10 protein-coding genes are annotated in these 14,503 nt (G+C 60.9%); all 10 read right to left on the bottom strand.

Annotated features, from left to right (window positions below; translation table 11 throughout):
* Window positions 1-99: 99 nt before the first annotated feature.
* Entirely contained in the window at window positions 100-1,551 is a 1,452-nt protein-coding gene (locus VMH34_02140; GenBank protein HTT07579.1) for a glutamate synthase subunit beta, read from the bottom strand.
* Complete coding sequence (gltB, locus tag VMH34_02135; protein ID HTT07578.1) at window positions 1,544-6,097, bottom strand: glutamate synthase large subunit; 4,554 nt, start codon at window positions 6,095-6,097, stop codon at window positions 1,544-1,546. Before gltB ends, VMH34_02140 begins: the two co-directional genes overlap by 8 nt.
* Before the next feature lie 111 nt (window positions 6,098-6,208).
* On the bottom strand, window positions 6,209-7,612 hold the full coding sequence (locus VMH34_02130) for an AAA family ATPase (GenBank protein HTT07577.1): 1,404 nt from the start codon (window positions 7,610-7,612) through the stop codon (window positions 6,209-6,211).
* A 20-nt stretch (window positions 7,613-7,632) separates the two neighbouring features.
* Window positions 7,633-8,742 (bottom strand): 3-dehydroquinate synthase, encoded by a 1,110-nt coding sequence (aroB, locus tag VMH34_02125; GenBank protein ID HTT07576.1) that lies wholly within the window; start codon window positions 8,740-8,742, stop codon window positions 7,633-7,635.
* Window positions 8,723-9,226 (bottom strand): shikimate kinase AroK, encoded by a 504-nt coding sequence (gene aroK / locus VMH34_02120; GenBank protein HTT07575.1) that lies wholly within the window; start codon window positions 9,224-9,226, stop codon window positions 8,723-8,725. Before aroK ends, aroB begins: the two co-directional genes overlap by 20 nt.
* Before the next feature lie 146 nt (window positions 9,227-9,372).
* Window positions 9,373-11,508: a type IV pilus secretin PilQ gene (locus tag VMH34_02115; GenBank protein ID HTT07574.1), complete on the bottom strand. Its 2,136-nt coding sequence runs from the start codon at window positions 11,506-11,508 to the stop codon at window positions 9,373-9,375.
* Window positions 11,509-11,525: 17 nt separating this feature from the next.
* Window positions 11,526-12,026: a pilus assembly protein PilP gene (locus VMH34_02110; GenBank protein ID HTT07573.1), complete on the bottom strand. Its 501-nt coding sequence runs from the start codon at window positions 12,024-12,026 to the stop codon at window positions 11,526-11,528.
* A gap of 64 nt (window positions 12,027-12,090) precedes the next feature.
* Complete coding sequence (pilO, locus tag VMH34_02105; protein HTT07572.1) at window positions 12,091-12,726, bottom strand: type 4a pilus biogenesis protein PilO; 636 nt, start codon at window positions 12,724-12,726, stop codon at window positions 12,091-12,093.
* Window positions 12,726-13,337 carry a PilN domain-containing protein gene (locus tag VMH34_02100; GenBank protein ID HTT07571.1) on the bottom strand — a complete coding sequence of 204 codons (612 nt, stop codon included), beginning with the start codon at window positions 13,335-13,337 and terminating at the stop codon, window positions 12,726-12,728. Before VMH34_02100 ends, pilO begins: the two co-directional genes overlap by 1 nt.
* Window positions 13,337-14,398: a pilus assembly protein PilM gene (locus tag VMH34_02095; protein HTT07570.1), complete on the bottom strand. Its 1,062-nt coding sequence runs from the start codon at window positions 14,396-14,398 to the stop codon at window positions 13,337-13,339. The genes VMH34_02100 and VMH34_02095 overlap by 1 nt, the downstream gene beginning before the upstream one ends.
* Window positions 14,399-14,503 lie beyond the last annotated feature (105 nt).

Below are 14,503 nucleotides of genomic sequence, written 5' to 3'. Positions count from 1 at the left end.
AGATACCGTTTCGCCTGTAGCGAAACGGCGCTTTAGCCCCGAAGGGGTTCGTCTCAGGGATGAGACGAACAACACGCAAACGGGCCCCGCGGTAGTTTTTCAGGGCAAAGGGGCGGGGAGGTCGGACTTCCCCATCAGATACAGATCGACACCGCGCGCGGCGGAGCGGCCCTCGGCAATGGCCCAGACGATCAACGACTGGCCGCGCTGCATGTCGCCGGCGGCAAATACGCCCGGCACCGAGGTCATCCAGTTGGCGTCGCGCGCGACGTTGCCGCGCTCGGTGAGTTTGACACCGAGTTGCTCCAGCATGCCCGGTTTTTCCGGGCCCAGAAATCCCATGGCCAGCAGCACCAGATCGGCGGGCAGTGTGTGCAAGGAATCAGGCATCTCCTCGAAGGTGATGCGGCCATCCACCTTTTTCATTTCCACCTTGACGAGTTCGAGCGCCTTGACCCGGCCCTGTTCATCGCCGATGAAGCGCTTGGTGGACACGGCGTAGACGCGTTCGCCGCCCTCTTCGTGCGCCGAGGCCGTGCGAAAAATGTTCGGCCATTCCGGCCAGGGATTCACCGCGGCGGCGCGCTTGTCCGGCGGCCGCGCCATGATCTCCAGCGAGTGCACGGACTTCGCGCCCTGCCTGTGCACAGTGCCCAGGCAGTCGGCGCCGGTGTCGCCACCGCCGATGATGATGACGTGCTTGTCCCTGGCGGTGATCGATCGTTCAGCGGCGATGGTGTCGCCTTCGCAGCGGTGGTTCTGCTGCGGCAGGAACACCATGGCCTGATGGATGCCCTTGAGTTCGCGCCCCGGCACCGGCAGATCGCGCGCATGGCAGGCGCCGCCCGTGAGTAAAACGGCATCGAAGTTTTTACGCAGGTCATCGACGGGGACATTCACGCCGATGTGGCTGTTGGGCTTGAACACGACGCCCTCGGCGCGCATCTGCTCCAGACGGCGGTCCAGCACGCGCTTCTCCATCTTGAATTCGGGAATGCCATAACGCAGCAGCCCGCCGATGCGGTCATCGCGCTCGAAGAGCGTGACGCCATGCCCGGCGCGTCGCAGTTGCTGCGCGGCGGCGAGACCGGCGGGGCCCGAGCCGACCACGGCGACCTTCTTGCCGGTCAGAACCTTCGGCGGCTGCGGCACCACCCAGCCTTCCTTGAAGGCATGGTCGATGATGGTGATTTCCACGGCCTTGATGGTCACCGGGTCGTCATTGATGCCGAGCACGCAGGCGCCCTCGCAGGGCGCCGGGCACAGGGTGCCGGTGAACTCCGGGAAGTTGTTGGTGGCGTGCAGACGATCGATGGCGTCGCGCCAGCGGTTGCGATAAACGAGATCGTTCCAGTCCGGGATCAGGTTGCCGAGCGGGCAGCCCTGATGGCAGAAGGGTATGCCGCAATCCATGCAGCGCGCCGCCTGCTGCTTGAGCGGCTCGTCCTGCCAGCCGGCCATGACCTGCTTCCAGTCCAGCACGCGCTCCCTGACGGGGCGGTAGGGCTGTTTGGCGCGATGGTATTCGAGAAACCCGGTGATCTTAGCCATGCGCGGCCTCCATCACGGCCTCGTCCTCCGAGGCGCCGGTCTGTCGTGCCCTGGCGATGGCCTGCATCACGCGCTTGTAGTCGTTCGGCAGTATCTTGACGAATTTAGGTTGCGTGGCCGCCCAGTTGTTGAGTATTTTTCTGGCCACCGCGCTCTGCGTGTATTTGACGTGGCGGTTGAGCAGTTCCTTGACCATTTCCACGTCCTCATCGTCACGCAGCGGCTCCAGCCCCACCATCTGCATATTGCAGCGGGACTTGAAATCACCCTTCGCGTCGAGCACGTAGGCGGTGCCGCCCGACATGCCGGCGGCGAAGTTGCGGCCGGTCGGACCGATGACCACGACCCGGCCGCCGGTCATGTACTCGCAGCCGTGATCGCCCACTCCCTCCACCACCGCCAGCGCGCCGCTGTTGCGCACGCAGAAACGTTCGCCGGCGATGCCGCGGAAATAGGCCTCGCCGCCCGTGGCGCCATACAGCACCACGTTGCCGACGAGGATATTCTCCTCCGCGACAAAAGTGGCATGGCGCGGCGGGTAAATGACGATCTTGCCGCCGGAAAGCCCCTTGGCGGTGTAATCGTTGGCGTCCCCCTCCAGCGTCATGGTGACGCCGCGTGGCAGGAAGGCGCCAAAGCTCATGCCCGCCGAGCCGGTGAAGTGCAGTTTGATGGTGTCATCGGGCAGGCCGGCGCCGCCGTGGCGGCGGGTGATCTCATATCCCAGAATGGTGCCCACCGTGCGGTTGATGTTGCGCACGGGCAGGATGGCGGAAACGGGTTTCTTATCTTCGATGGCCGAGCGGCACAGCGGCACCAGGGTCGTAACATCCAGGGATTTCTCCAAACCATGATCCTGCGCGCGCACGCAACGTGTCGCAACCTCCGGTCCCGCGGGCGGACGGTACAGGATGGCGGAGAAATCGAGTCCCCTGGTCTTCCAGTGCTCCACCGCCCTGCGCATGTGCAGCCTGTCGGTGCGCCCGATCATCTCTTCCACCGCCCGGAAGCCGAGTTTCGCCATGTATTCGCGCACTTCCTCGGCGATGAAACGGAAGAAATTGACGACATGCTCGGGGCGGCCGGCAAATTTCGCGCGCAGACGCGGATCCTGCGTGGCGATGCCGACCGGGCAGGTGTTGAGATGGCAGACGCGCATCATGATGCAGCCCAGCACCACCAGCGGCGCGGTGGAGAAGCCATACTCCTCGGCGCCGAGCAGGGCCGCGACCACCACATCGCGGCCGGTTTTCAGCTGGCCGTCCGTCTGCACCACAATCCGGTCGCGCAATTTGTTCTGCACCAGCACCTGCTGCGTCTCGGCCAGGCCCAGCTCCCACGGCACGCCGCCGTGTTTGAGCGAGGTGAGCGGCGCGGCGCCGGTGCCACCGTCGTAACCGGAAATCAACACTACATCCGAATGCGCCTTGGCCACACCGGCGGCGACCGTGCCGACGCCGACCTCGGCCACCAGCTTGACGTGGATGCGGGCCCTGGGATTGGAATTCTTCAAATCATGGATCAGCTGCGCCAGATCCTCGATGGAATAGATATCGTGGTGTGGCGGCGGCGAGATCAGGCCCACGCCCGGCGTTGAATGACGCACCCTGGCGATCCATGGATACACCTTCTTGCCGGGGAGCTGCCCGCCTTCGCCGGGCTTCGCACCCTGCGCCATCTTGATTTGCAGATCGTCGGCATTGACCAGATATTCACTGGTCACGCCGAAGCGTCCCGAGGCCACCTGTTTGATGGCGCTGCGGCGCAGATCGCCGTTGGCGTCGGGTTTGAACCGCGCGGCATCCTCGCCGCCCTCGCCGGTGTTGGACTTGCCACCGATGCGGTTCATGGCGATGGCCAGTGTCTCGTGCGCCTCCTTGCTGATGGAACCGTAGGACATGGCGCCGGTCGCAAACCGTCTGAAGATGCTCTCGGCTGATTCCACCTGATCGAGAGGAATCGGTTCAGGCGCATAGTTGAATTCAAACAACCCGCGCAACGTTGCCAGATGTTCGTTCTGATCATCGACGAGCCTGGAATATTCCTTGAAGATACGGTATTGGCCGGTGCGGGTGGCGTGTTGAAGCTTGAAGACGGTCTGCGGGTTGAAGAGATGGTATTCACCGTCGCGGCGCCACTGATATTCGCCACCCCAATCGAGATCCGGCGTTCCCACGGGCCGTTCCGGGTGGGCCTTGTGATGACGCCGCCGGACTTCCTCGGACACGACGTCAATTCCGATGCCACCGATGCGTGACGCCGTCCAGGTGAAATATTGATCGACGAACGCCTTGTCGAGACCGACGGCCTCGAAGATCTGCGCCCCGCGGTAGGATTGCACGGTGGAGATGCCCATCTTGGACATCACCTTCACCAGTCCCTTGTTCAGCGCCTTGATGTAATTCTTGATGGCCTTCTTGTGATCCAGCCCCTCCAGCAGACCGGCGCTGATCATGTCATCGAGGGTTTCCAGCGCCAGGTACGGATTGATGGCGCCGGCACCATAACCAATCAGCACCGACATATGGTGCACCTCGCGGGGCTCTCCTGATTCCAGGATCAAACCCACGCGGCAGCGCGTGCCGACGCGCACCAGATGATGATGCACGCCGGCGGTGGCCAGCAACGCCGGGATGGGCGCCAGTTCGCGATTCACGCCGCGATCAGAAAGGATGATGAAGGCATAACCTTCGGCAATGGCGCGATCCGCCTGGCGGCAGATCTCCTCCAGTGCGGCAGTCATCCCCAGGCCGCCCTGCGCCACCGGATAGAGGATGGGCAGCGTAACGGCCCTGAGGCCGGGCCTGTCGCAATGGCGGATGCGCGACAGTTCCTCGCTGTCCAGGATGGGGCTGGCGAGTTTGATCTGCCTGCAGCTTTCCGGCCCCGGCGCGAGCAGATTGCCCTCCGGCCCGATGGGCGTGGCCACCTGCGTCACCAATTCCTCGCGGATGCCATCCAGGGGCGGATTCGTCACCTGCGCGAACAACTGCTTGAAATAGTCGTACAGCAGCCGCGGGCGATCCGAGAGTACGGCAAGCGCCGCGTCGGTGCCCATCGAGCCGACGGCCTCCTCGCCGTTCTTCGCCATGGGCGTCATCAGCAAACGGAGGTCCTCGTGCGTATAACCGAAACATTGCTGGCGCTGCAGCACGTTGGCGTGATCGGATTCGGAAGCCTGCGGCGGCGCCGGCAAGGTCTCCAGCGGCACATGATACTGCCGCAGCCACTCACCGTAAGGTTGCGCCTGCGCAAATTCGCGTTTCAATTCCGCGTCGTCGATGATGCGGCCCTGTTGCGTGTCGACGAGGAAAATGCGGCCCGGATGCAGGCGTTCCTTGATCAAGACGTTCTCCGGCGGGATGTCGAGCACGCCGACCTCGGAGGCCATGACGACCATGTCATCTTTTGTCACGTAATAGCGCGACGGCCGCAGGCCGTTGCGATCCAGCACTGCGCCGATGACGGTTCCGTCGGTAAAGGCGATGGAGGCCGGGCCGTCCCACGGTTCCATGAGACAGCCGTGGAACTCGTAAAACGCCTTGCGCGCCGCGTCCATGCCTTCATGACCGCTCCAGGCCTCCGGGATCATCATCAGCACGGCGTGCGGCAGCGTGCGGCCGGACATGTGCAGAAATTCCAGCACGTTGTCGAAACAGGCCGAGTCCGAACCGCCTTCCTGCACGATGGGAAACAGCTTTCGTATTTCATCGCCCCAGATCGGCGACGCGCACATTGCTTCGCGCGCACGCATCCAGTTGATGTTGCCGCGCAGGGTGTTGATCTCGCCATTGTGCGCGATATAGCGGAAGGGATGCGCCAGCGGCCACGACGGAAAGGTATTGGTGGAAAAGCGTTGATGCACCAGCGCCAATGCGCTTTCCACGTCCGGCGCGGTGATGTCCGGGAACATCGGTTCGATCTGCACGCCGGTCAGCATGCCCTTGTACACCAGCGTCCGCGCGGACAGGCTGGGAATGTAAAACAATTCCTTCTCGCCGAGCTTGCTGGTATGGACGGCGTTCTCAATACGCCGGCGGATGATGTACAGCCGTCGCTCGAAGGCCATGTCGTCCAGGCCCGGGGCGCGGCTGATGAAGATTTGCTTGAAGTCCGGTTCACAGGCGCGGGCGGTGGGGCCGACCTCGGCATCCTGGGTCGGCACGTCGCGCCAGCCGAGAAATTCCTGCCCCTCCTCGCGGATGATGACTTCGAACTGCTGCCGACACCACTGCGACTGCGCCGGATCGCGCGGCAGAAAGATCAGTCCGCATCCGTAATGGCCGGCTTCCGGAAGGTTGATGCCGCATTCACCGCAAACGCGCTTTAAAAACGCGTGCGGCATCTGGATGAGTATGCCGACACCGTCGCCGGTGTTTTCCTCGCAACCGCAGGCGCCGCGATGCAGCAGATTTTTCAGGATGGTGATGCCGTGCTCAACGATACTGTGCGACTTCTTGCCCTTGATGTGCACGACAAACCCCACGCCGCAGGCATCGTGCTCATAAGCGGGGTCATACAGACCTTGCGCCGCAGGCCTGGTCATGAGATTGCCTCTATCCACGGATTCACTCACCGCCGCCGTCACATCCTTAAAAGCCGGAGAAAAGGGCGGAAATTATATAGCCCGGCAGCCGGTTGTGTCACTGATATCGCGTCATGGTCCTGCATTCATGAGCCGCTGCACCTCACCCACAGAACGCGGGAACGGTTTCTGGCGCACCACGTCGGCGGGCAGCCGGTCGATGGCGGTGACCGCCTCCGCGCGGTTGTCATAGAGACCGTAGACCACGACGTGGAGAGGTTGCTGGTCGTGCTGGGTGGTGTAGATCGCGGTGTGGCCTGCTAGATCGGGGCGTTCCGCGTATTTCCTGGCTGTACCTTGGTCGTGGCTGCCGAATAACTGAATTACATATCGATCGGGGGACTGTTTGCGAAGCCAGGCATCATCTTTGGGCACGCGATTGCCGTCCACGGCGGAGGCCTTGGGTAACCTTGCAGCCAGTGCGACAGCCGGAGCGGGCGGCGGGGAAATTTTCGTTGATCGATTATCGGCCGTCCTGATATTTGCTTGGATCGGACTGATCTTCTCCGACGTGGTTGCCTCTGGCACAGTCGGAGTTTGCATGGGTGAACTTTCGAGACTGGCCGGCGGCCGGACAGGCGCTGTCGTGATCGCGTTGCTCGGGGGAGCTTCTGGCGCGACCGGTTCGGGTGATTTTTCCGCCGGTGTCGGCGCGCGCCAGATAAATACCATCAATACCACCAGCAACAGGAGTACCGCGGCACCAACAAAATACATGCGATGGGAACGGCCATGAGTGATGACACGAATGTTTTTTTGCGGCTCTTGCGTCAAGCGTCCCGCATCCAATGCCAGAATGCGCCCCGGCAATCCCTGGGAGGCCTGATACACGGCACGGACGCGGGCTTCGACCAGCAGGTTGGGATCCCGCCCTGTATGGGTATGCCACCAGACGAGAAACGCCGCTGTTTCCTCCACTGTGTAGGCGGGCATTTCGACCGTATGCAGGATGGCGCGTTGATAGGCCAGTAGCTGCGGACTTTCCAGCAGGCGGGTGACGCGCGGATCGCAGAACAGCACCACGCGCAACGGGGCATCGGCCCCCGAAGTGGCGAGGCGCAGCAACAGCAACAGGGCGTCGGCGGGCAACTGATGCGCGTCATCGATCAACGCCACCGGCAGCGCGCCGGTGTGATGGAGGCCTTTCAGGTGCTCCTCCATTGCCCGGGTGCGAACTTCCAGCTGATCCTTCGGCCCCGGGGTCATCCCGAGACCGGTCGCCAGCCGTTCCACCAACGTGAGGGCATCGTCGAAGGGTGCGGCGTCGAGGGTGACCACCCGCCATGCGGCGGGCGCAACACGGGTCAGGTGTCCGCGCAATGTCGACTTGCCACTGCCCGCATCACCCAGGATTAGCAGAATCTGCCGGCTGTGATCGATCAGGTGGCGGATGATCTCCAACCGCTCTTCCCAGGCGTGGGTGAGAAAGATCGCAGCGGTGTCTTGAGGCGGTGTGGACGCAGGCGCCTCGTGCATGACTCACACACCCTGAAAAATCATGCGGCGGACGTCGCGTCCGTGGCACAGCAGGTGCGCAGCGTGGTCATCAGCGCCGCCGTCTCGAAGTCCGCCGTCACCACCGCCTCACCGATGCGTCTGAGCAGAACCAGTCGCAGACGACCGGCCTGGGTTTTCTTGTCCACCGCCATGAGTTCACGTAAACGCGCGGCGTCCAGCGAAGCCGGCGCGGCTGCGGGCAGATGGGCGCGCTTGAGAAGGGCGCGGATCCTCGCTGCATCGACCTGGCTGAGCCAGCCGAGTCGATGGGAAAGATCAGCCGCCATCGCCATGCCGGCGCCCACCGCCTCGCCATGCAGCCATACGCCGTAGCCGAGGCCGGTCTCGATGGCATGACCGAAGGTATGACCCAGATTTAGCAGCGCCCGCCCACCGGCTTCGCGCTCGTCCGCCGCCACCACCTCCGCCTTGTTGCGGCACGAGCGGGCGATGGCATAGGCCAGTGCCGCGTCGTCCCGGCGCAACAGGACATCGAGATTGTTTTCCAGCCAGTTGAAAAATTCCGCATCGCGGATCAATCCGTATTTGATCACCTCGGCGAGGCCGGCGTGCAGTTCCCGCTCCGGCAGCGTGTGCAGTGTCGCAGTATCGGCAACCACCGCCCGGGGCTGGTGAAATGCGCCGATCATGTTCTTGCCCAGCGCATGGTTGACGGCGGTCTTGCCGCCCACGGCGGAGTCGACCTGCGCCAGCAGGGTGGTCGGAAATTGCAAGTGATCCACGCCCCGCTGGTAACAGGCGGCGGCGAAGCCGGTGAGGTCGCCCACCACGCCGCCGCCCAGCGCCAACAGCGCGCAACCGCGGTCAAACCGATTTTGCAGCAGCGCCGTTACGATTTCGCTCATGACCGCAAGCGTCTTGTGTTCCTCGCCATCCGGCAGCACCACGCTCCGCACCTCGCAGCCGGGATGATGTTTCGCGAGCGTGTGTTCCACCCGCGCCTGATACAACGGGCCCACAATGGTGTTGGTGACGATCATCACCTGCCGGCCACGCAGATGTGCAAGCCATTTCGGATCGTCAAGCAGTCCGGGCGCGATGTATATCGGGTAGCCGCGTTCCGCGAGATTAACGTGGACGGTGTGCATCCTGGCAGGCGTCAAGAAAGACGCGGATTTCATTCACGATGTGGCGTACTGTACGGTGGCCGGTATCGACAATCAAATCGGCAATCTCGCGGTACAGCGGTTCACGCTCGGCCAGCAGCGCGGTCAATGTGGCCTTGGGATCGTTATTCTGAAGCAGCGGGCGTTGTCGATCGCGGGCCGTGCGTTCCACCAGCAACGCCAGCGGCGCGCGCAGGTATACCACCACGCCGCGGTCACTCAGCAGTCGCCGGTTCTCCGCGCGGATGACGGCGCCGCCGCCGGTGGCAAGCACAATATCCCGCCGGCGGGTCAGATCAGTCAGCATCTGGCTTTCCCGCTCACGAAAACCCGCCTCGCCTTCGATCTCGAAAATCAGCGCGATGCGCACGCCGGTGCGCTGTTCGATCTCGCGATCACTGTCGATGAATTCACGATGCAGGCTCTTGGCCAGTTGCCGGCCAATGGTGGTCTTGCCCACCCCCATGGGACCGATCAGGAATAGATTGTGTGCGGCGGATCGTGACACGTGGGGGAGACGGGCGACAAGGATCAAAAGATAGCTTGGCACGCGACGCGCCAAATAAAAAGGGGAGTGCCAATGGCACTCCCCCGAACATCGATGGGAATATCTTATTGCAGGGCCAAACTTTCCTTGATGATCTTGGGCGTAACGAAGATCAGCAATTCCTTCTTGTCGTGCTGTATGCTCGTATTCCTGAACAGGAATCCGAAATAAGGCAGGTCACTGAAGAACGGTACGCGCGTCGTATCATTCCGGTTGGTCTGGGTATACACGCCACCCAGCACCACGGTCTCGCCATTATCCACCAGCACCTGCGTGGTTACGCTGTTGGTATCGATGCTCGGTATGCCGGCGAACAACTGTCCGACCGCGTCCTTGTTGACCGCCAGATCCATAATGATGCGATCATCCGGCGTGATGTTCGGCGTGACCTTCAGACTCAGCACCGCGGATTTGAAGGACACCGAGGTGGCGCCGCTGGAGCTGGCCTGCTGGTAGGGAATTTCCGTGCCTTGCTGGATGACTGCTTCCTTTTTATCGGCGGTAATCACGCGCGGACTGGAGATGACCTCACCCCGGCCTTCCGCCTGCAGCGCGGACAACTCCAATTGCAGCAGGTAGCTGCCGATCTTGCCGACGGCCAGTTCCACGGCGCCCGCTGGACTCGTCACCGGCAGACTGACAATGTAGTTTTCGACGTTGCCGACATTAAAGGCCGTCGGTGTGGCGGTGCCATTGGAGAAAAATGTCGTATCGCCAGGAACCTTGCCACCGACAATATACGTACCATTATTGCCAAGGTCATTAACCTTCGCGGCCCGGCTGTAACCGAAGCGCACGCCGAGCTGCCTGCTGAAGGTGTCGTCGGCGACCACAATGCGGGATTCGATCAATACCTGCTTGACCGGCCGATCCAATGTGCTGACAAGTTTGCGGATCTCGGTAATCTTGTCGACGGTCTCCTGAATCAACAACGTGTTGGTGCGCTCATCCGTGGAGACACTGCCACGATCGGAAATCAGGGTGTTTTTTTCCGCCTTGAGCAATTTGGCGATATCGTCGGCCTTGGCGTAGTTTACCTGCACGAACTCGGTGTGCAGTGGCGCCAGATCCTTGACTTGCTTTTGTTGCTCCAATTCGAGCTTCTCACGGGTGGCGATCTCCTCGGCGGGTGCCACCATGATGACGTTGCCCGCCTGACGCATGGCCAGCCCCTTGGAGCGCAGGATAATGTCCAACGCCTGATCCCAGGGGACGTTCTTCAAACGCAGCGTCACATTGCCCGTCACCGTATCAGAAGCCACCAGATTCAGACCGGTGAAATCGGCCAGCAACTGCAGCACGGCCCGCACCTCGATGTTCTGGAAGTTGAGCGATAGTTTCTCGCCCGTGTAACCGAACTTGTCTTTCTTCGACGCTTCCTGCTCTTCCTTGGTCAACGGCTTCAGTTCGATGGTAAAGAGATTGTCCATCTGATAGGCCAGATGTTCAAATTGCGCATTGGTGACGGGCGTGATCCGCATGCGCGTGCCATTGCCATGACGGCGGGTGTCGATATCCTTTACCGGCGTGGCGAAATCCGTCACCTCCAGCCTTCGGTCCAGGTTCTCCGGCAACTGTGTGTTCACGAAGTCGGCGATGATTTGCCCGCCCTCCTCGTTGATGTTGACCACCGTCGCGGGGTCGGTCAGCTTGATCATGACCATGCCTTCACCACTGTCGCCGCGGCGGAAGTCTATGCCCTCGATGGCGCCCTTGGCGGCGCCCGCCGGCCCCGCGGGCGCGGCAGTCGCCAGGCTGGCCGTCGAGGTGCTGATCGAAGCCGGGGCACTGTCGAGGGTGACCACGACGTCATTGCCGTCAACCTTCACGTCGTAACCCACCATGCGTACCAAGTTCAGTACGACGCGGGTGCGGCCACCGGCCTCGACGGCGCTGACGCTCTGCGCCGCGCCGGAGCCGATGGTCTGGGTCTTGTTGGCGAGATTGAGTTTGGTGCCCGGGAAATCCAGCGCGATGCGCGCGGGGTTGTCGATGGTGAAGCTGAGCGGCTTGTCCGCCGGCGGCGAGGACAACTCCAGACGCACCTGCACCTTGTCGCCGGGCAGGGCGGTCGATTTGATGCCGTTCAAGCTGGGTTCATCGGCCAGGGCGTCCAGGCTGCATAACGACCATGCCGCCACCAAGAGCCAGCGGCACATCCGCTCCCAATGCCATTTCCGATTCACGTTCATCCCGTTCATAAGTCACCCCTTCTGCTTTATTTCGGCTCCGACAGCGCTATGCTGGCGGACCGCTCTTCCAAGCCATTGCTGCCAGTTGTTGTACTGACAATCTCCCTCAACTCGATCTTGTCTTCGCTGATGCTCAAAATCTTGCCGTGATTCCTGCCCATGTAGTTTCCGACCTTGACCCGATGTACCGTGCCGGTCTTGTCCAGGATAATGCCCCATAATTCATTGGCATCCTGCAACGTGCCAACCATGCGCAGACTGTCGAGCTCGAAGTTCTCCAGATCCTCAAGATTGTGCCCCTCAATCTCCTTCATCAGTTCCGCCGTCTTGGCATCCTGAGGCGCGCCCTTCTGGGCAGCCTGAGCCGTGGCGGCTTCCTTCTTGAAGCTTTCGAACGGATCGCGCCGGTTCGCATCGGCGGATTGGTAGGCGTAACTTTCCGGCAGCTTCACCTCGGGCAGCGGCTCGATCGATGTGCTGGCCTTGCGCGCCAGCAGTTCCTGCACCCTGGCCTCAAGGTCGCTCATGTCACGGGATACACAACCCGTCAGTGCAACGCCCAGCAGCGTCAGGATTAGCAGTAACGCGTTGCTATTTTTTCTTCGCGGGCTTCGCTTTGACATTTTTAGCCGCAGCCTCCTGTTCTTCCTTCTCATCGAGATAACGGTAAGTCTTGGCGGTGGCCTCCATTACCAATTTGTCGCCCTTGCCCGAACTTTTTATTTTGATGTCATGGGCCGTCACAATGCGTTCCAAGTTGGCCACCTGGCTGATAAATTTGCCGAATTCGTGGTACTGGCCGTTCACCCGGATATCAATGGGCAACTCGACGTAGAACTCCACGGGTTTTTCCGCACCGGGCTTGAAAATTTCAAACTCCAGACCCGCGCCCAGTCCGGCCTGCGATACGCTCTGCAGCAGGTCCGGAATCTGTGTCTTGCTGGGCAGTTTCTGTTTCATCTCATCCATGATTTTGCGGATGTCATCCAATTGCAGGCGCAAAGCCTCCAAGTTAGCCGCCTTTTGTTGCTTGGTGTCCAGATCAGACAGTTTGTCCGCTTCCTGTTTCTGGGCCTTGTCCAATTCTTCGAGCTGCGGCATGGTGAATTCGTAGTAACCTCCGCCTACAAGGAGGGCAAACAACAACAGCATGGTGAACGCCTTGATCGGCAGCGGCCAAGTACCGACGTTATCCAGGGATAAATTTTGAAGGTCAGAGAGTTTCATCACGCACCCCTCTTGACGGGCTTCTTGGCGCCCTTTTTGCCCTTGGGCTGCTCCGCCTCAAGGGTGGGCAGTACTTGATCGACGTGCAGTATGAAATCGCTGGTGCGTTCCCCTTCCTTGGGCGCGGTTTGGGTTTGCACCACTTCGAGCCTCGGATTGGTCAGCCACTTCGAGGCCTCGATATTGCGCATGTAATTTGACACCCGCGATTGTGACTGTGCGGATCCCCTGATGGTGATCGCGGAGCCTTTTTGATCTATCTGCTTGATAAACACGCCTTCAGGCAGGGTCGTGACAATCTCATCAAACAGCCGCACTTCGAGTGGCCTGACAGTCTGCAGGTTTTGGATCGCCTCGATGCGTTTCACCAGGCGTTCCCGTTCCTGCTCCATGTCCTTAATCTCATCGATTTTCTTGTCCAATTTGGCGATTTCAGCATCCAAATATGTATTGCGCTGCTTTTGATAATCGATCTTCTGGTCGTAGTACCACCACACCGCGGCCGCGGCGACAATCGCCACAACCGCCGTGATGCCCAGCATGGTGGCAAATTGGTTGCGTTGCTCACGCCGCAGTTCGGCGCGCCAGGGTAGAAGGTTTATGCGGGCCATTAGCTGAAGCTCCTCAAGGCCAAACCACAAGCCACCATCAGTGCTGGCGCATCGGCGCGAAGAATCTCCTCCCGCAGGCGTGACGAGGTTTGCATCTGGGCAAAGGGATTCGCCACCGAGGTGCGGGTGCCGGTCTTGCTCTCGATGACCTGGGCTATGCCTTGAATGGCGGCGCAACCGCCCGCCACCAGAATGTGATCGACGGCGCCTATCTGGCTCGCGGAGTAAAAGAATTGCAGGGCGCGGCTGATTTCCATGGCCATGGAGGATTTGAAAGGCTCCAGCACCTCCGGCTCGTAATTTTCAGGCAATCCGCCCTGGCGCTTGGCCAGCCCCGCCTCTTCATAGGACAATCCGTAACGCCGCTGGATTTCCTCAGTCAGCTGACGACCCCCGAATTGCTGCTCGCGGTTGTAAATAATCTTGCGATCTTGCAGCACACTCAAAGTCGTCACCGTCGCCCCGACGTCTGCGACTGCGATGATTCCGGGCTCCCCGCCACCGGTCATTTGATCGACGATCAGGTTGACGGAGTTCTCCAGCGCGAAGGCCTCGACATCCACCACCTTGGCGGTCAATCCCGCCACTTCCAGCGCCGCCACCCGCGCTTCGACATTGTCGCTGCGCGAAGCAGCCAGCAGTACCTCCACCTTGTTCGCGTCCTGCGGAGAAGCGCGCTGGACTTCAAAATCCAGGCGTATTTCCTCCAGGGGATAGGGTATATACTGATCGGCCTCAAGCTGGATCTGGGATTCCATTTGCTCATCCGTGAGACCTTTGTCCATGGTAATGACCTTGGTGATGACTGCGGCGCCTGACACTGCGCAGGCGGCGAATTTGGTTCGTGTGCCAGATTTCTTGACCGCACGGCCGATGGCTTCGCCCACGGTGGCGACATCGGCAATGTTGCGATCGACAATCGCGTTGGGCGGCAGCGGCTCCACCGCGTAGCTTTCGACCTTATAGTTCTTTCCGCTGCGGCTGATCTCGAGCAACTTGATCGTGGTAGGACTGATATCGATGCCCACCAGCTGCGGCTTTTTTCGCGCTAGCAATGCCACTGTTTTTCCCTTCTATGGTGCATGGTTATACAGCATACATCGCTCTAAACATTAACTCCCGGCGATAACTATAGCCAAATTTTATTTAAAAAACAAATTAAATAT

The organism is Gammaproteobacteria bacterium (assembly GCA_035501935.1).
In the GTDB taxonomy this organism is placed as follows: domain Bacteria; phylum Pseudomonadota; class Gammaproteobacteria; order JAJPIJ01; family JAJPIJ01; genus JAJPIJ01.
This window is presented reverse-complemented; position numbering and strand designations above follow the sequence as displayed.